The 16,679-nt window shown below is 54.2% G+C and carries 16 protein-coding genes; 6 read left to right on the top strand and 10 right to left on the bottom strand.

Features of this window, described 5'->3' with window-relative positions; all coding sequences use genetic code 11:
- The first annotated feature begins 44 nt into the window (after positions 1–44).
- Positions 45–2,177 carry a TonB-dependent receptor gene (locus tag FGA82_RS14970; protein WP_141127659.1) on the top strand — a complete coding sequence of 711 codons (2,133 nt, stop codon included), beginning with the start codon at positions 45–47 and terminating at the stop codon, positions 2,175–2,177.
- 96 nt (positions 2,178–2,273) lie between these two features.
- Here the strand turns inward: FGA82_RS14970 and FGA82_RS14975 are convergent, their stop codons facing one another.
- The 3 genes from FGA82_RS14975 to FGA82_RS14985 all read right to left on the bottom strand — a co-directional run bounded on the left by FGA82_RS14975 (position 2,274) and on the right by FGA82_RS14985 (position 4,061).
- The gene (locus tag FGA82_RS14975) at positions 2,274–3,290 is read right to left on the bottom strand and encodes an ABC transporter substrate-binding protein (protein WP_141127660.1); all 1,017 of its coding nucleotides are present in this window, start codon (positions 3,288–3,290) and stop codon (positions 2,274–2,276) included.
- A gap of 127 nt (positions 3,291–3,417) precedes the next feature.
- On the bottom strand, positions 3,418–3,615 hold the full coding sequence (locus tag FGA82_RS14980; protein WP_141127661.1) for a hypothetical protein: 198 nt from the start codon (positions 3,613–3,615) through the stop codon (positions 3,418–3,420).
- Complete coding sequence (locus FGA82_RS14985) at positions 3,612–4,061, bottom strand: hypothetical protein (protein ID WP_052178306.1); 450 nt, start codon at positions 4,059–4,061, stop codon at positions 3,612–3,614. The genes FGA82_RS14980 and FGA82_RS14985 overlap by 4 nt, the downstream gene beginning before the upstream one ends.
- A gap of 422 nt (positions 4,062–4,483) precedes the next feature.
- Between FGA82_RS14985 and FGA82_RS14990 the strand changes: the two genes are divergently transcribed.
- On the top strand, positions 4,484–4,735 hold the full coding sequence (locus FGA82_RS14990; protein ID WP_141127662.1) for a hypothetical protein: 252 nt from the start codon (positions 4,484–4,486) through the stop codon (positions 4,733–4,735).
- A 48-nt stretch (positions 4,736–4,783) separates the two neighbouring features.
- Positions 4,784–5,020, top strand: a complete 237-nt coding sequence (locus tag FGA82_RS14995; RefSeq protein WP_141127663.1) for a DUF2789 family protein — start codon at positions 4,784–4,786, stop codon at positions 5,018–5,020.
- A 7-nt stretch (positions 5,021–5,027) separates the two neighbouring features.
- Here FGA82_RS14995 and FGA82_RS15000 read toward each other — a convergent pair whose 3' ends face one another.
- From FGA82_RS15000 to FGA82_RS15010, 3 genes are all read right to left on the bottom strand, one after another.
- The gene (locus FGA82_RS15000; protein WP_141127664.1) at positions 5,028–5,231 is read right to left on the bottom strand and encodes a hypothetical protein; all 204 of its coding nucleotides are present in this window, start codon (positions 5,229–5,231) and stop codon (positions 5,028–5,030) included.
- Positions 5,232–5,344: 113 nt separating this feature from the next.
- Entirely contained in the window at positions 5,345–6,949 is a 1,605-nt protein-coding gene (locus FGA82_RS15005) for a methyl-accepting chemotaxis protein (RefSeq protein ID WP_141127665.1), read from the bottom strand.
- 228 nt (positions 6,950–7,177) lie between these two features.
- Positions 7,178–7,582, bottom strand: coding sequence for a TraR/DksA family transcriptional regulator (locus FGA82_RS15010; protein WP_003225981.1), 405 nt, complete (start codon positions 7,580–7,582; stop codon positions 7,178–7,180).
- Positions 7,583–7,984: 402 nt separating this feature from the next.
- Here FGA82_RS15010 and FGA82_RS15015 point away from each other — a divergent pair, with 402 nt between their 5' ends.
- The 3 genes from FGA82_RS15015 (at position 7,985) to FGA82_RS15025 (ending at position 10,669) form a co-directional block, all read left to right on the top strand.
- Positions 7,985–8,893, top strand: a complete 909-nt coding sequence (locus FGA82_RS15015; RefSeq protein WP_102902071.1) for a MurR/RpiR family transcriptional regulator — start codon at positions 7,985–7,987, stop codon at positions 8,891–8,893.
- 61 nt (positions 8,894–8,954) lie between these two features.
- Positions 8,955–9,560: a glutathione S-transferase gene (locus FGA82_RS15020; protein WP_110720452.1), complete on the top strand. Its 606-nt coding sequence runs from the start codon at positions 8,955–8,957 to the stop codon at positions 9,558–9,560.
- A gap of 2 nt (positions 9,561–9,562) precedes the next feature.
- Complete coding sequence (locus tag FGA82_RS15025) at positions 9,563–10,669, top strand: DNA alkylation repair protein (RefSeq protein ID WP_141127666.1); 1,107 nt, start codon at positions 9,563–9,565, stop codon at positions 10,667–10,669.
- Positions 10,670–10,965: 296 nt separating this feature from the next.
- Here the strand turns inward: FGA82_RS15025 and FGA82_RS15030 are convergent, their stop codons facing one another.
- From FGA82_RS15030 to FGA82_RS15045, 4 genes are all read right to left on the bottom strand, one after another.
- On the bottom strand, positions 10,966–13,422 hold the full coding sequence (locus tag FGA82_RS15030) for a hypothetical protein (protein WP_141127667.1): 2,457 nt from the start codon (positions 13,420–13,422) through the stop codon (positions 10,966–10,968).
- Positions 13,423–13,761: 339 nt separating this feature from the next.
- Positions 13,762–14,418 (bottom strand): DUF2931 family protein, encoded by a 657-nt coding sequence (locus FGA82_RS15035; RefSeq protein WP_007910707.1) that lies wholly within the window; start codon positions 14,416–14,418, stop codon positions 13,762–13,764.
- An 11-nt stretch (positions 14,419–14,429) separates the two neighbouring features.
- Positions 14,430–15,083, bottom strand: coding sequence for a DUF2931 family protein (locus tag FGA82_RS15040; protein ID WP_141127668.1), 654 nt, complete (start codon positions 15,081–15,083; stop codon positions 14,430–14,432).
- On the bottom strand, positions 15,083–16,624 hold the full coding sequence (locus tag FGA82_RS15045; protein WP_007910705.1) for a T6SS phospholipase effector Tle1-like catalytic domain-containing protein: 1,542 nt from the start codon (positions 16,622–16,624) through the stop codon (positions 15,083–15,085). Before FGA82_RS15045 ends, FGA82_RS15040 begins: the two co-directional genes overlap by 1 nt.
- Positions 16,625–16,679 lie beyond the last annotated feature (55 nt).

The following is a 16,679-nucleotide window of genomic DNA, read 5'->3' on the forward strand; positions in this document are numbered from 1 at the left end:
TTCGCCTGTGCGCTGACTCCTAGACAAGCATTCAGGATTCAATGATGAAACGACTCACTCTACTGGCGAGCCTGTGCGGCTGCCTGTCCGTTAACGTCTGGGCGCAATCCACCGTGGATCTGGCGCCGATCACCATTGATGGCGAGTCCGGCGCAGAACCGGGCCTGAGCCTCGACCAATCCAGCGGCATGGCCTCGCGTCTGGGTTTGAGTGTGCGTGACACACCGGCATCGGTGGCCATCGCCAATCGCAACGACATCGAGCGTCATGGCGCGCAAAACTTCCAGGACGCTGCCAACACCTTGCCCGGGGTGAACGCCAGTGCGCCGCCGGGTTTCGGTGGATTCGTGTCGTACCGTGGCTTCACCAGCAGCCAGATCACCCAGATGTTCAACGGCATCAACGTTTCCGGCGGTCTCGCGCGGCCGGTCGATTCGTGGATCTATGATCGGGTCGAACTGGTCGGTGGTCCCTCATCACTGATCAACGGCGCAGGTTCGGTCGGCGGTTCGCTGAATTACGTGACCAAACTCGCCACCCGCGATGAACAAGCCGTTGAAGGCCGGGTCAGCTACGGCAGCTACGACACCACCGAAACCGCCTTCGGCCTCAACCACGCGCTGACCGATCCGAGCGCCGATGTGCAGCACTACGCGCGCCTCGACGTCAGCCACAACACCAGCAACGGCTACATCGACCGCCAGGAGCGCGATGCCTGGAGCGTGGCGTTCTCGCTGCTCAGCGATCTCACGCCCGACCTGTCGCACACGTTGGCGCTGGAATATCAGGACGAGCACGAAGACAGTCCGTACTGGGGCACCCCCGTGCTCAATCCCAAGGCCGGCGAGTTGAAGATCGATAAACACAACCGCTTCAACAACTACAACGTCGAGGACGGTCGTTACGAGCAGCGAACGATCTGGGTCCGTTCGATCATCGACTACCGAATCAACGACAGCACCACCCTGCGCAACACGCTGTATCACCTCGACAGCCAGCGCGATTACCGCAACCTCGAAACCTACCAGTACAACGCCGATAACACCGCGGTGAACCGCTCCACCGCCTATCAAGTGCGTCATCAGGGCGAGCAGAACGGCAACCAGTTCGAGCTGCGTCACGACAACACGCTGTTCGGTCTCGACACGACGTGGTCGGGGGGCTTCGAATACAAGGTCAACCAGACCACCAACTCGCCGCTGAACGTCAAAGGTGCCAGCACGGTAGACCCAAACAATTATCGCCCGGGGCATTTCTACGACATCCCGGGCACCAATCCCAAGCTGATCAGCGACAAAACCAACGAGGTCACCACCAAAGCATTGTTCGTGGAAAACCGTTTGGCGTTGACCGACAAACTGTCGCTGCTCACCGGTCTGCGCTATGACGACATTGACCTCGATGTGACCAACCATCGCACTGTGACCGCTGCCAACCCCAAGCACCTCAAGCGCAGTTGGGAGCCGGTTACCGGCCGCGCTGGCTTGACCTACCAGTTCATTCCATCGGCCAACGTCTACGTGCAATACAGCACCGCCGCCGAGCAACCGAACGGCACGCAAGACTTCGACGTCTCGACCGGCAAACAGTGGGAGATCGGCAGCAAATTTGATTATCTGAACGGGCGTGGTTCTGCGACGATTGCCGCCTACACCATTGAGCGAAAGGACTTCGCGGTGACCGACCCGTTAGATCCGGCCGGCAGTATTCCGGTCGGTCAACAGACGTCGAAAGGGGTAGAAATCGCCAGTTCTTTGCGAATCACCGACAAGCTTTTGGCCGAAGGCAACTTCGCCTGGGTCGACGCGCAGTACGATGATTTCACCGAAAAGAATGCTGCCGGCGTGGTGGTGTCACGCAAGGGCAACACGCCAACCAACGTGCCGGATCGGGTCGGCAATCTTTGGCTGACCTATGATTTTTCGCCGCAATGGCAAGGTGGGGTTGATGCGCGGTATGTCGCGTCGGTGTATGCGGACACGGCGAACACCATGACGGTGCCGTCGTACACCTTGTTCGGCAGTTTCCTCAGCTACAAGGTTGATTCGCACACCACTGTGACCGGGCGCGTGCGTAACCTGACCAATGAGGTGTACGCCGAGTTTGCACATGTGTCCCCGGCGTATTATTTGGGAACGCCGCGTACCTTTGAATTGGCGGTGATGACGAAATTTTAAGAGCTTCGCGAGCAAGCTCGCTCCCACAGTGTTGTGAACGACACATATTCATTTTGGGAGCGAGCTTGCTCGCGAAGAGGCCGGCCGCTACAGCCTCTATTTCAAATCAGCCGAAACCTTCTCCGCTACATCCTTCGGCAACCAGGCCTGCCACACATCCGGGTGCGCCTTCATGAACGCCACCGCCGCATCACGCGGCGCCGTGTGCTTCTCGCTCATATCGGCTAACGCCTTGTTCAATGGCTCAATCGGAAAATCCACCTTGCTGAAAAACTCTGCAATCTGCGGATACTGCTTTTGAAACGGCGTAGACACACCGATCGACAGCTTCGATGCCAGCGACCGGGTCGGCTTCGGATTGGGGTTATCAGCATCAGTCAGCGTCTTCCACGCCTCGGCATCAAACGGCGGCTCTTCCAGTTGCACCAGTTTGAACTTGCCGAGCAAAGGCGTCGGCGACCAGTAGTAGAACAACACCGGCTTACCGCGACGAATCGAAGAACTGATCTCAGCATCCAGCGCTGCACCCGAGCCACTGCGGAAATTGGTGTAATCGTCCTGCAACCCATAAGCCGTCAACTTCTGCTTGTTGACCACTTCAGAGGTCCAGCCGATCGGGCTGTTGAGGAACCGCCCCTTGCCCGGGGTTTCCGGGTCCTTGAACACATCCTTGTACTTCTTCAGATCACTGACACTGCGCAGATCCGGCGCCAACGGCTTGATGCCTTTGGCCGGGTCGCCCTTGATCACGTATTCCGGCACCCACCAGCCCTCGGTAGCACCCTTGACCGTATCACCGAGACTAACGACTTTGCCTTCGGCCTCGGCTTTGACCCACACCGGACTGCGCCCGGCCCATTCTTCGCCAATGACTTGAATATCATTGTTGGCCAGTGCGGTTTCCAGCGTGATGGTGGTGCCAGGCAAGGTGTCGGTCGGCAAGCCGTAGCCCTTCTCGACGATGATCCGCAGCACATCGGTAATCAGGCTGCCGCTTTCCCAGTTCAGGTCGGCAAAATGGATCGGCGCCTGGGCGGCCGTCACCGATTGCGCTGATGTCAGCAAACCGAACGTGGCCACGCTGGCGGCCAGTAACCGTCGAAATCCGTTCATGCATTGCACCTCGTGCTGTTCACAGCAATGGCAGGTTGGCCTGACAGAAGACCGCAAGCCTCTGAATACTCAGTCAACTGACTGTAGCCGAGGTTCCTGCTTTTTCCGGGCCGCGCTCCGGACGAGGTTATGAATCAGACTTTTCCTGCAGGCCTTGCAGCTCACGTCTGACCATGCTGGCGTATTCCGCGGGACGCAACTGATAGATCTGCGCAGCCACCCAGTTCAACCAGGCGCCCTGCAACTCGGCCTTGGCCGCGTACAAGCGCCGGGCCTCTTCGCGTGCAGTGTCGAGGTTCTGCGTATGGAAATCCGCGCGGCTCACTCGCTGGCCTTGAACGTCACCAGTTCACCCTTGCGCCACTTGGCGGCTTTGGCGGTCACGGCTTTCAGGGTTTTGGTCAGGCCTTCCTGCAATTGCTGATGCGCGGCGAACACCGTCACCACGCTGTGGCCTTCCTTGAACAGGATCGCGTGTCCGTCAGCGGTTTCGACGAAGGCGTAATCGCCCAGTCCATAGACCGTGAGTTTGATTTCACGAAAACGGATATCCATCTTGCCGCCTTCGCGGCTGGGCAAGACCGATGCACTGAAATGATCGCCGACCTTGAGTTTGAGCCCCGGTTTGTCATCAACCACCAAGGCGCTTTCGGTGTCGATCTCGGCCACGTAAATGCCTTCGGCGTTCTGCTCGGTGATGTAAACAAAACGCGACTGGAACAACTTGACCAGCTTTGCACGCAAATCACCCAACACGAACAAAGCATGCATATCGAGATTACTGACTGCCAAAGAAACATCCCCACATCTGAAAGAACCGCACACGGATAACGCGCACGGCAAAAAACGGCCAGGCCGATGTAACTGCCAAATGACTCAAATGAAAACCCGAATAGAGCAGAGTGCTCATTCAGCGCGAGGTCCGTAAGACTACTGGATTGTCACTCGCGAAACTCATCCCGATGTCGCCAAAGCTTGAAGGAAAATTCCTCACCGCTGGCGAGAGCAGTCTGACTACAAACTTTAGGGAAAATTCTCACGAAAAAAAGCACTTTTCCGACATATCGCTGGCGAAAAATTGCTTTAGATAAGCCCTGTCGTCAACAGGTACTGGCGATTCTAGAGCAGCGATACTCATTCCGACTACCCGAAACGGCCTGTAAATAGCGGCCAACTGATGAAAAGGACTTCATATGTGCACTCTGACTCACTTTGCCATGACTGCTGAAGCACGGATCGAATCGCCACTGATACTACGTGTCACCGATATCAATGACCATTGTCCGCGCTTCCAGGTCGTGCCTGCTGGCAATGCTTTTTTCCATATAAAAGAAACATCGACCGGGCGTGTAAGAGGTTTCCGCGAAGATCACAACGAAGCCTGCGCCCTCGCCCGTTCGCTTGAGTCTAAGATCGAACTCCTGGCGAATGGCTGCCTCAGATAAAGAGAGTGATCGACCGCGCCGTACCGGCGCCCACCGAAGGAGTACACGATGGAACTGCCAGCATACGATCTGAAAACCCTGTTCGATCAACTGGGGTTGCCTTCAGAAGATAACGCAATCGACGATTTCATCGAGGCGCATCCACTGGATGCCAACACCAAACTGATCGACGCCGACTTCTGGTCGCCGCAACAGGCGCAATTGCTCAAGGAATGGTTAAGGGCCGATGGTGAAGAAGCGGTCATGGTCGACGAACTGAATGTGCGCCTGCATCGCGGCAAGTAATCCCGGATCAGTGAAGGCTGTCACATGGCTCGGAGTGCAATTGCGCGAGCCATGCAGCCTTGCACTCCTCAGCCTCGTCGCGGCTGGCAAACGCAGTGCCACGACGCTCGCCATTGAGTAACACCACCCAGCAGACGCTGGGACCCATTGCGCGCAAACCGGCCGGTACGCCACTGCCGATCATCACGGCAACATCAACTCTGCACTGCATGCAGCCCTCCCGAAATCATTAGCACCCTAACTAAGCGGTCAGATTAATGGTTTCTTTCGGTCGGAAACAGCAAGCTCCCTGCACAGATTCATTGCATCGGAAGTAACAATCCCTCAACGCGGCTTTTCCGGCTTATAACCCAGACGCAATCCCCCCCAGTGCCGGCCCTTGATCATGATCGGCACCGACAGGTCATGCATCAGTTCACCGGTGTCGCGGGTGTAGGTCTGCAATAACACCGGTTGCTGATGGCTGCCGCAGCGAATACCAGTGCGATCAGCGAACTTGCGTTTGGTGCGATTGTTCACAGCATCGACCTGCGCATCGCCGGTCAACGGCTGACTGAACAGCTGATTGTGCGTCGGCACATAACCCTGCTGCGTACAGGCGATGGCGAATACCAGCCCTTCGTGACGCGGCAACAATGGCTCCTGAATCACCGGCAGCACCTGATCGGTGTAACGGTCGAAACGGGTTTGAAATTTCGCCGGATGGGTATTCGGGATCGGCTGATACTGGCGATCGAACAAGTCTTCAATACTGATTCGCCCCTGATCGACGTCTGCTTCGAAACGCGCGGCAATCTGGCTTGCCCCTTCGCGGGCCAGATCATAGATACGCTGGTGATAGTCATCCAGACCGACTTCAGCCAGACGCTCGCTGATGGTTTCCGCCTGCCCTTCCATCTGCACCGCCGCTGCGGCAAGGCGGCGAGTCTGTTGATCGCTGATCGCCAAATCGCTACGCATTTGCTCAATCGCCTTAAACAGGCTGTCGAGTTGCTCGCGATTGGTTTCCGCGCCCTGCGCAATTTCACCGACCTGAGTTTCCACCCCGGCAGCCAGTCGCGCGATGTTCTCCAGATGCTGACCGGTATGCTCGACCTGATCGACACCGATCTGCAGATCACTCGACAACTCGCGAATCTGCTCCACCACTTGCGCTGTACGCTGTTGAATGTCGGCGACCATCTCACCCACTTCACCGGTTGCCGACGCTGTGCGCGCCGCCAATCCGCGAACTTCGTCCGCCACCACGGCGAAACCGCGACCATGCTCACCCGCCCGCGCCGCTTCGATCGCCGCGTTCAATGCGAGCAGATTGGTCTGGCTGGCAATCGACTGAATCACCAGAGTCACACGCTGAATGTCGTCACTGCGCAGGCTCAAGGCTTCGATCAATTCACGGCTGGCATTGGCGCGCTGACTGAGTTGATGCATGCGCGCGATCGAGTCCACCAGTTCCGTGCGCCCCGCCGCGCTGCTGTGATGCGCCTGACTGGCCGCCTCAAGTGCGGCACGGCTGAGCTGCGAAGTCGCGTGTTCGGTGGCGATCATCACCTCGGCATTGCTGACGATCTGCGCCGCCGCATCGAGTTGCGATTCGAGTTTGCTCGCCAGTTCCTTGACCGAGAATGCCACGCCAGCCGCCGACAAAGCGTTATGACTGGTGGTGTAGGAAAGATCGCGGGTCAGTTCGGACATGGCGCTGCCGCTGTCGGCAGGCTGAACATCAGGGATGGTGCGGGAACGCAGGCGCGGCAGCCAGACAATCAGCACCGCCAGCGGCATGCCAATGTACAGCGACCATTCGGCCAGGGACATGCCGGCCAGCAACAGCATCAGGGCGATGCTTTGCAGGGTCGGTGCGATCCAGCGGTTTTTCGGCAAAAGCACTGGTGCAGGCAAAGCCCCAACCAGAGATCCATCTCTCGTCATATCAACACCCCACGCTTGTTCTCATTGTTGTGACTGCATTAAACGCCACTACAACGCCATTATCCATGGTCCGTTAGTCGTGGGGTCTGTGGCAGGTCAATGGAACGGCTCGGGATTATTGCAGACGAGCAAAAACAAAGATCGCAGCCTCCAGCAACGCCCGTGTGGGAGCTGCCGAAGGCTGCGATCTTTTCAAGGCGCCCCTATTTAAAGGGTCACCTCACAGAATCAGGCCTGACGCTGGTGCTTGTCGATCTGCTCGTGACGCTCTTGAGCTTCGATGCAGTACTTGGTGGTCGGGCTGATCAGCAGGCGCTTCAGGCCAATGGCCTCGCCGCTGTCATCGCACCAGCCAAAGCTGTCTTCCTTGATGCGCTCAAGGGCTTGTTCCAGTTGCGGCAACATGCGCTGGTCGCGATCGATCGCGTTCACCAGCCAAGTGCGCTCTTCTTCAACCGAAGCCGCATCCGCCGGGTCAGCCGGGGTGTCCAGGCTTTCGATGGCGATACGATTTTGCTCAATGCGCTCGTGGGTTTCGACTTTCATGTTCTGCAACAGCTCAGTGAAGAAAGCGTGCTGCTCGGCATTCATGTAGTCATCTGCCGGCATGGCCAGCAACTTGTCCTTTGTCATTGATATCTCTATAAAAAAACGTGCATTAAGGCGAATTAGGGAGCGTTTCGGCGAACCGCGTGCGGTCGGCGAAAAGGCATCGTTTATTGCAAATGCCACCCGGCACTCAATTTACGAGGGGCGGCAGTCTAAGGCCCGAATGAGGCCTCAGCAACTGTAAATACAGGGAATTTGTCCGACAAAGCCCGGAAACTGCTCTGACACAGGGTTCACACGGGCAATCGGAGTGCGTTTATAGCAAGAAATTCAGTCGAGCGGCTGTATATAGAAGACAAACGGCTAACCGCGCAGCGTTCGGACGCGATTTTTTACCACGCACTGCATCGTTTCAGCAAAGCAGACCGGGAATAGCCCCACTACTATCAGGCCCACCGTGTGATCAAACAGCCTTAAGGATGACCTATGCCCCGCCCCGATCTGCCGGCCACCGACGAGGTCTCACTCGCCAGCCCCCCGATCAATGCCGAGCGCCTGCTGCAACTGATCACCGACGAATACGACGCCCTGCCGCGCCAGCTCAAACGCATCGCCAGCTACATCAGCCAACAGAGCGACCGGATCATGGTCGACCGCATCAGCGACATCGCCCGCGAGTGCGAAGTGCACCCGTCCGCCATCGTGCGCTTCTCGCAACGCTTCGGTTTCAGCGGCTTCAGCGAAATGCAGGCGCTGTTCCGCAGTGCCTACACGCACAAAGCCTCGCCGGTGCAAAACTACCAGCAACGCATCCGCAGCATGATCGCCAACCAGTCGCAGCAAGCCAGCGCCGGCGACCTCGCCCGCGAATGCATCGACGCCACCCGCTCCGGCATCGAACGCCTGGGTCGCGAACTCGACGACGCCGCGTTCGAAAAAGCCGTCGACCTGATCGTCAACGCCGACAACATTTATGTCGTCGGCGTGCGCCGCTCCTTCGCCGTCGCCGACTACCTCGTTTACAACTTGCAACACACTCAGAAAAAAATTCATCTGGTGTCCGGGCTCGGCGGCAGCTATCGAGAACAAATGCGCAGCGTGCGCGCCAACGATCTGGTCATCGCCATCAGCTTCGTGCCCTACGCCAAGGAAACCCAACACTGCCTGCGCTTCGCCCGCCAGCAACAGGCCAACACCCTGATCCTCACCGACAGCCACCTCTCGCCACTGGCAAAACTCGCCAACAGCGTATTGCTGGTCAACGAAGGCAGCGCCCTCGCCTTTCGTTCGCTGAGTGCGACGCTGTGTTTATGTCAGGCGTTGTTTGTGGCGGTGGCCTATCGGCTGGAACTGAATGTTGATGAGATTCACGAACAACCCGGCTTCGACGACTGACAATTGCCTCAGCGTCGGCTAGGTTATGCCTTCCCACCGGTTTGACTTGAAGGAACGCGTCATGAAACTGATCGGCATGCTGGACTCCCCTTACGTACGCCGCGTGGCGATCTCCGCCAAACGCCTGGGCATCGACCTCGAACACGAGTCGGTCTCGGTGTTCCGCCACTTCGAGCAATTCCAGCAGATCAACCCGGTGGTCAAAGCGCCCACGCTGATCCTCGACGACGGCGTAGTCCTGATGGACTCGACCCTCATCCTCGACTACCTCGAAGCCAGCTCCGGCAAAAGCCTGCTGCCAACCGACCTGAAACAACGCGCCCAAGCCCTGCGCCTGATCGGCCTCAGCCTCGCCGCCTGCGAAAAAGCCGTGCAGCTCTACTACGAACGCAACCTGCGCCCGGCCGACATTCAATACCAACCGTGGGTCGAACGCGTCGAAGGTCAACTCGCCGCGGCGTTCACCGCCCTCGAGCAAGAACTGGAAAAAACCGGCCTGCCCACCGACGGCACCCTCACCCAGGCCGGCATCAGCCTCGCCGTCGCCTGGAGCTTCACCGACCTCGTCGTCCCCGACCAGATCGACACCCGCCGCTACCCCCACATCGCCCAATACACCGCCTACGCCGAAACCCTCGAAGCGTTCGTCAGCACCCCGATGACCTGACCATGAGCACCACCGACACCGCCGCCCCGGCGTTAAAGGAAATCTTCAACGCCGAGCGCTTGCAGCACATCGCCAGCGAAATGAGCGCCGTGTACCCGGCGTTCAAGTCCAAGGCGTTTCTCAAACACGCCCAGGACGGACTCGCCGAATTATCAGTGATGCAACGCATGGCGCGTGTCAGTGAAAGCCTGCATGCCGTGTTGCCGCTGGATTACCAAGATTCCCTCAATGTATTGCGTGAACTCGCGCCAAGGTTGAACAGCGGATTCGTCAGCATGTGTTTGCCGCACTACGTCGCCAGCTACGGCGGACACGCGTTCGATACCTCCATGGACGCCCTGAAGTACTTCACCACCTTCGGCTCCTCCGAATTCGCCATCCGCCACTTTCTGCGCAGCGATCTGGAACGCTCGCTGGGATTGATGCACGACTGGACCCGAGACGAAAACCACCACGTTCGACGCCTCGCCAGCGAAGGCAGCCGCCCTCGCCTGCCTTGGTCATTTCGGCTGGAAGCGGTGCAGGCGGATCCGCAGTTGGCCGCCGGGATACTGGATCGGTTGAAGGCGGATGAGAGTTTGTACGTGCGCAAGTCCGTGGCGAATCATTTGAATGATGTGACGAAAGTGCATCCGGAGTGGGTGCTGGACACGATTGAAGGTTGGTCGCTGGAGAACAAGCACACGGCCTGGATTGCCAAGCATGCGTTGCGGAGTTTGATTAAGCAGGGGGACTTGCGGGCGCTGACGGTGATTGGCGCCGGGGCGAAGGCTGAGGTTGAGTTGTTGGATGTGCGGGTTGAGCCGGCGGTGGTTAGGTTGGGGGAAGCGATTACGTTGTCGTTTGTGGTGAAGTCAACGGTGGCGCATGAGCAGCGGTTGGTGATTGATTATGCGATTGACTATGTGAAGGCGAATGGCGGGGTTTCGGGGAAGGTTTTTAAGTTGAAGACGGTGGGGTTGGCGGGGTTTGAGAGGGAGGTTGTGGGGAGGCGGCAGGTGATTAGGGATTTTACGACGCGGAAGCATTTTGTGGGGCGGCATGGGGTGAGGGTTATGGTTAATGGGGAGGTTTTGGCTAGCACGGTATTCGAAATCGTCGCCGGATGACGTCACGTATAAAATCCGTTGATCTGGCAGTAATACTGATTGATATGGAATTACGGATAGGGCAATTTTCGGCCAATAGCGGCCGGTTACAGTCAACATTTACCTAGTGCGATTGCCGACCGTTTGCCAGGCGGTGGCGCCCCTTTAGTTGGCCACTACGGACTAAAAAAATTGGTTCAGCTTCGAAAGTAAAGTTACCAAGTCGCTATATATCATTGGAACTCTATCCGCCCCTCCCGGTGGGAGTTATCCCCCTTTCACTGACGCACTCTCCATTTTTATGAGCTCCTCGTATTTCATCTATTTCTTTTTTTCTGCGCGCTATTCAGCACTTCTTGTTTTTCAATCTCAAATGAAGCTCGGATCTTTGGAGTAAATCTCTGCAAGTTTGGCCCAAAGAAATTAAGTTCCTGTTCCTCTTCACACTCTAAATACGAAATGAACGCTTCAGCTTTGGCGATCCGCGTCCTAATACGTTCCAGACGTTTTCTCGCATTAAATAGCCTGAAATCCTCATTCGATAGTTCTACCATCTCATGAGCCTTGGCTTCATTGAATATTCCGCAGTCCGTTGACACCAATTCGATATATGTAAAAAAAGACGATAAAACGTTGAATATATACAGTCCATAAGTAGTTATCTTTAAGCTATCTACAGCCTCGCAATAGTAGTCAATGCGATTATTTGACTCAATCAGATCCCACTTCAAAAATACGTCGAGATTCTTCTCAAGATCCTCGACCATATTAAAGTTTTCTGAAAAGTAATCCTTGAGCTCGCTTATCGATATATAAAATGGGTTCGATGGATCGATTCCATCCGCCAGCTTTTGTAGTATCCTCATTCCAGTAAAATGAGAGCCGTTAGACTTGCTTCTAATTTGAAAAAGGTTTGGGATACTACTTTGCGACTCCTCGTAAAAAAATCGGTAAGGTATCATCACAGGCTTCAATACTTGATGAATCTTCAGCTTCCAAAGTCCACCTTTCGCTGAGACCATCTCATCCACACCGGTATATCCAGATTTTAGGAAATCCCTAAACAGCTCCAAAGCTAGTCGAATATTGCCGTGTGCACATGCACTTAGAAATTCGTTTAGAGGAGAGTCATTACCTTGACGAAACTCATTAGAAAATATTCTGAACAGAATCTTGAAGACTTTCGCTTTTTCGTCGAATTTTTCTCCGAAAAGCTGAATACAAAAATCTCGATCTTCAAGCATTAGCTGAACAAACTTTATTCGCTTTTCAAATACCGCCTGAGCTACAGGGGAGCTAATGTGAAAGCCAGAATTCTGATAGGCATCTAAAGTGCCATGTATTCGAGATGCATGGAAACGTTCTTCACGCATTGAAATAATAACTAGGCACCCAAGTTGATCGGAGATTTCTTGAGATGTTGTGAAGCAGAAATCTTGTAAATTGTGCGGTAGCTGATCAGTATTATCTATTGCTATTACACAACCCTTATGCTTAAACCTCCAATAAGCAACTAGGCGTCTCGCAACGTATTGCTTGTCACAAAGCCAAGTTTCGACAAGGCTGTTGAGTGCAATATTGAACGCTTCAGAGGTCTCTACCAAACCAAAAAGAACTTGTTTCTTGGCAAGTTCGTACCTGTCTTCAAAAAGCTGCAAGAGGTTTGCGCGGTCGGACTCTAACAAATTATCAACATCTAGGCAGCGTATGATTTCGCTCCATATTTTTTCATAGATTTTGCTTTCTTCTTCTGGGGTATTCAGAAGATCCGCAATTGCAACTCTAGAATACTTCGCCAAATATTGAGGAGGATTGTGGTACAAAAGCTTTCGTAAAAAAGTCGACTTACCAGCTCCCTTTCCTCCGAATAAAACTATCACCTCACCAGACTTTTTGTCTTTCAAGCTTCTCGCAATTCTATTTCCAAATAGTCCTCCTCTCTCATTATCTTCGGACTGTTGAATGCCGCGATCAGCCATGTATGGAGAAAGAGAATCTTTAATGATCAATCTAAAATTAGAAAACGCGTTTTCGTAATCTCTCTGACTAACATAGCAGGCATCCATAAAAACTGGCTCTGATACATCGATACTACCAAAATACTTGTTTGCCAGAGGTCGAAGCTCCCTCGCGTAGCCGTTAGAGTTGACTTCATGATTATAAGAAGAAATTTTATCTTTCGGGTAAAAAATCTCTCGATTGTTCCTACTCACACTTCCGAGCGATGTTTTTAGTGAGCCTTCCTTGATGGAGCTATACCCCAAAATATTAGTTGCCTCAGTAAAGCAATCGGCAAAATATTTGTTTCCATGTATCACCAGCGCCTTGAGGTTCCGCCAGTTCTTACCTGACTCGAAGGTTTTAAATAGAATCCATTCGTGTCCATTAGTAATACCAGCAAAGCTACAGCCTTCTTCCATGCAATACTCTCTGACCTGCTCAACCGCAGCTCTGATATTAGCGTCAGTTAAAAGGGTTTGAATGGTAATGTACTGGTGTGTCTTGGTACTATTGAAGCTATTGGGGATGTTAAAATAGACCCCCTCTTTTTTCGCCTCCAAAAATAGAAGATCGTCACCATTGCCTCGTTTAAGACGATAATCAGCATACCCCGGCGATATGAAACTCTCGTGCATTGTCTGACTTACGGGCCAACTAAGTACACCGTGCAGTATTTGGTCTATTATTTTATGTCTAGTGTCAGCCTCATTGAAACTTCTATCGTGACTATCCATTTTGGAAATTCGAATCGCAATATCGTGCGGGCTTTCCATCCATGTTTCCTTATTCATGAAAATGCCGAATAGTTCCGTAGCAATTCAAGACGCAGGACCAAACAAACGAGATCCGTTCATCCCTCGATGAACCATAGTTTCATGTTGCCATGTCGTCAAAGGCAAAAAAAATACGGTGAAAAACAAACGATTACGCGATGCAGTGCTGTCGAGAGCGTTAGAAGTTCGTATTTGGCCACCCTCTGCCGGTCACGAGTGGCTGCTTCTGGCCGAAAGCGGACCTTCGTTGAAACCAGCATTGACGCGGTAGCTGTCAAAGATGATTACTCAAAACAGCGCTACTAAAAGACAGGCAAGAGAAGTGCCTCCTGCCTGCTGCTACCAACTCCCATACGGTATGCCGAATTTATCGATATACCGCTTGGACTTTTCGCTGATGGGATACGCATAGCGCCCTTGGTTCTTACCTTGACTAGGACCTAGTGGCTCAATCTCGGCCTGTGCTCTGGCGATCTTGACCGGACGATGGCATGAGTCCCGAACAAAAACCTGTACAACGCCCCCTGGAGCCAAACCCAAATAAATAGATGCGCTATAGCTGGCTTGTTCCTCCGGTGTTTCCGGGCAGCGCTGACTGACTGATTGCATCATCAGTTGCCTCACCTCTTCAGGCACATCCAACCAAATCTGATAGGTCTGCGGCTCAACAATGGATTGCCAGCGCACGTAAATGCGTTTGGGCAAGCCAGCGCCAATCACTGGTGTCGCAGCCGCACCTACCGCATGCCAACCGCGCGCGGACTCTTTGCCGTTTTCTGGCTCCCCGCCAGCGGCCGTCCCTCCTCCTGTGCGCGTGAATAGCTTGCCGTTTATGTCTTCAACGGCGCTGTCCTCAACCCAAACTTTCATGTAATAGGGTTCGGTGAACGCAAGCTCCCATGAATCGGATTTCGGGTCGTTTTTTCCGGATAGAGGATAGGCAGACTGGCAGCCGCTCAGGAACAACACACATACCGCCACAATGCATTGCTTCATTGGTTTACCGCTTACCAACTCCCGTAAGGGATACCGAATTTTTCGATATATCGCTTGGACTTTTCACTGATGGGATATGCATATCGTCCTTGGGTTTTCCCCTGACTTGGTCCTAGCGGTTCGATTTCAGCGTGAGCATTAGCCACTTTGATTGGATGGTGGCAGGAGTCTCTAACCCAAACTTGTACGACACCTCCGGGAGCCAATCCCAGATAAACCGAAGATATGTAGGTAGCTTTTTGGTCTGGGGTTTTCGCACAGCGCTGGTTGACCGAGGTCAGCATCAATTGTCTGGCTTCTTCGGGTATGTCCACCCATGCACGATAGGTCTGAGGCTCTACGATGGACTGCCAGCGAACGAAAATTCGTTTTGGGAGATCGGCGCCAACCACCGCTTTTGCGGACGCGCCCACTCCGTCCCATCCTCGGGCCGACTCAGTACCATCCTCTGGGTACCCGCCCGATGCTGAACCGCCACCCGTGCGCAGAAACGTCTTGCCCTTTATGTCTTCCACTGCAGTGTCTTCAACCCAGACCTTCATGTAGTTGGGTTCAGTAAAACCGAGTTCCCACCATGGGGATTTAGGGTCGTTTTTTGCTGAAAGCGGATCGGCTTCACAACCGACCACAAACAGCATGCACAGCAGTGCTGTAAATAACTTCATTACCAAAGCGTCCAGTCAGGTACGTGTGGGTGCTTTACTCGGATTGCATCTTCCGTGGGGGCGTTGATGTAAACAGCTCTGATGCCACTTCCGTCTCTCCTGCCAAGCGGATGATTCCAATTGGCGGACGTGTGAATGTACTTGAGTTTGAGCATTTGCTCCTCCTCTGGCGTGGTGCTGTAGTCGCCGGAGACAAAACGATCACACATGGGCTGAAGTTCTTCAGCAACGGCGAAGTCTGGCGTCTCGGGAATGTCTTCGAAGCGAACGCCCTTGGCTTTGGCGAGTTGATGCATCACGCGCAGGCTCACTCTCGACAGTAACCCACTCACCGGACGCTTGAGTTGAACGGCGGCGTAGACTCGTTTGACTCGAGGACTCAGTCGATCCTGAGGACTGATCGGCATCAGTAAAGGAGGTGGTGTAACGACTTCCAGCATTTCGGAAGGCCAGCCGTTGGCTAACCACTGATTTCTCACATTGACCGCATCCTGGTAGATCGATGTGGTGGTGACATCCACGTAGTTGCCGACTTCTAGCGTTTGCATTGGGCTAATGAGCACACATTCTTCAGCGTCCTCCAGGTAACCTCCACCCACATCGGAATGCACACCCGGCAAGACAATTTCCGGATGATCCATCGCTACGCGATTGAGAGCAAAGTTAGCCCGGCACTCATCCCGCGCCGCCAACTGCACAACGTCGGTGAAGTAACGTCGGTCGAGGTAGAGTTTGATCCCTGTTGCGACTGCACTTTTGATATTGCCCAAATTGGACCATCCAGCAATCGACGGCACAGTGTCGAACAAACCAATGAAGCCCACATTGATGTCGCCGTTGTATTGATCGACAAAGGTCGGACTGAGGACATCTGATTTGCTGCGAAGAATCTCGCCTAAAGGGCCTTGTTTGCCACGCACGATCTCATTGGCGAAATGCCTGGCGGCTGCCGCACCGCGACTGAAGCCAAACGTGTCGAAGGTCAACGAAGCAATTTCACTACCGGGATTTTTATCCAATACCTCAGTGATACGCTGTTCGATCAACGTGAAAGAAGATTGGACGCGCCCGGCAACACCGGTTTCGCCACGTCCTGTACCGGCGCCGAATTTACTGTCTTCCTCACCTGAACGGGTACCTATGCCTTCGACGTAGACCATACCGAAAGCTTTCTTTCGTGGTCCCTCTCCCTCAGCGAGTCGCGGTGCCTCATACAGTTCGCTCAGCTTTTTCACGTTGCTGATGTCGTTAGCGTAACTGCTATCCGGATCGCTCATGTAAGGCTGGCAACTAGCCGGAATATCTTCCGGCGCAATGGGATGCTGCGCCCCACACAGCAATCCAGCCGCCGTGTTATTCGCATTATTCCCAGTGCCATCAAAGAAAACCCCAATCCTCAACGCAATCCCGATTTTCTCAGGTTCGCGCGCAGGTTCTTTCCCGTGTTTCTCATATTCCGCCCAACGCTGGGCGTGAATATCGACGGGTTTGGCTTCTTCGTAACGAAAATTTTTCGGGGGGTTGGGTACGTAGCCACTCATCCGTGATTCCTGGTTCTGATCCTTGAGAACGGTTCGAAGGGTGACAGCCGAGGCT

This window comes from Pseudomonas fluorescens, assembly GCF_005938625.1.
Classification (GTDB): domain Bacteria; phylum Pseudomonadota; class Gammaproteobacteria; order Pseudomonadales; family Pseudomonadaceae; genus Aquipseudomonas; species Aquipseudomonas fluorescens_BD.

Excerpts from the sequence above, each read along its gene's own strand:
- FGA82_RS14985 (WP_052178306.1), bottom strand. The coding sequence starts at position 4,061 with ATGCATGCTTTGTTCGTGTTGGGTGATTTGCGTGCAAAGCTGGTCAAG.
- FGA82_RS15010 (WP_003225981.1), bottom strand. The coding sequence starts at position 7,582 with ATGACAAAGGACAAGTTGCTGGCCATGCCGGCAGATGACTACATGAAT.
- FGA82_RS15040 (WP_141127668.1), bottom strand. The coding sequence starts at position 15,083 with ATGAAGTTATTTACAGCACTGCTGTGCATGCTGTTTGTGGTCGGTTGT.
- FGA82_RS14975 (WP_141127660.1), bottom strand. The coding sequence starts at position 3,290 with ATGAACGGATTTCGACGGTTACTGGCCGCCAGCGTGGCCACGTTCGGT.
- FGA82_RS14970 (WP_141127659.1), top strand. The coding sequence starts at position 45 with ATGAAACGACTCACTCTACTGGCGAGCCTGTGCGGCTGCCTGTCCGTT.
- FGA82_RS15045 (WP_007910705.1), bottom strand. The coding sequence starts at position 16,624 with ATGAGTGGCTACGTACCCAACCCCCCGAAAAATTTTCGTTACGAAGAA.
- FGA82_RS14995 (WP_141127663.1), top strand. The coding sequence starts at position 4,784 with ATGGAACTGCCAGCATACGATCTGAAAACCCTGTTCGATCAACTGGGG.
- FGA82_RS15005 (WP_141127665.1), bottom strand. The coding sequence starts at position 6,949 with ATGACGAGAGATGGATCTCTGGTTGGGGCTTTGCCTGCACCAGTGCTT.
- FGA82_RS15030 (WP_141127667.1), bottom strand. The coding sequence starts at position 13,422 with ATGGAAAGCCCGCACGATATTGCGATTCGAATTTCCAAAATGGATAGT.
- FGA82_RS15015 (WP_102902071.1), top strand. The coding sequence starts at position 7,985 with ATGCCCCGCCCCGATCTGCCGGCCACCGACGAGGTCTCACTCGCCAGC.
- FGA82_RS15020 (WP_110720452.1), top strand. The coding sequence starts at position 8,955 with ATGAAACTGATCGGCATGCTGGACTCCCCTTACGTACGCCGCGTGGCG.
- FGA82_RS15025 (WP_141127666.1), top strand. The coding sequence starts at position 9,563 with ATGAGCACCACCGACACCGCCGCCCCGGCGTTAAAGGAAATCTTCAAC.
- FGA82_RS14990 (WP_141127662.1), top strand. The coding sequence starts at position 4,484 with ATGTGCACTCTGACTCACTTTGCCATGACTGCTGAAGCACGGATCGAA.
- FGA82_RS15035 (WP_007910707.1), bottom strand. The coding sequence starts at position 14,418 with ATGAAGCAATGCATTGTGGCGGTATGTGTGTTGTTCCTGAGCGGCTGC.
- FGA82_RS15000 (WP_141127664.1), bottom strand. The coding sequence starts at position 5,231 with ATGCAGTGCAGAGTTGATGTTGCCGTGATGATCGGCAGTGGCGTACCG.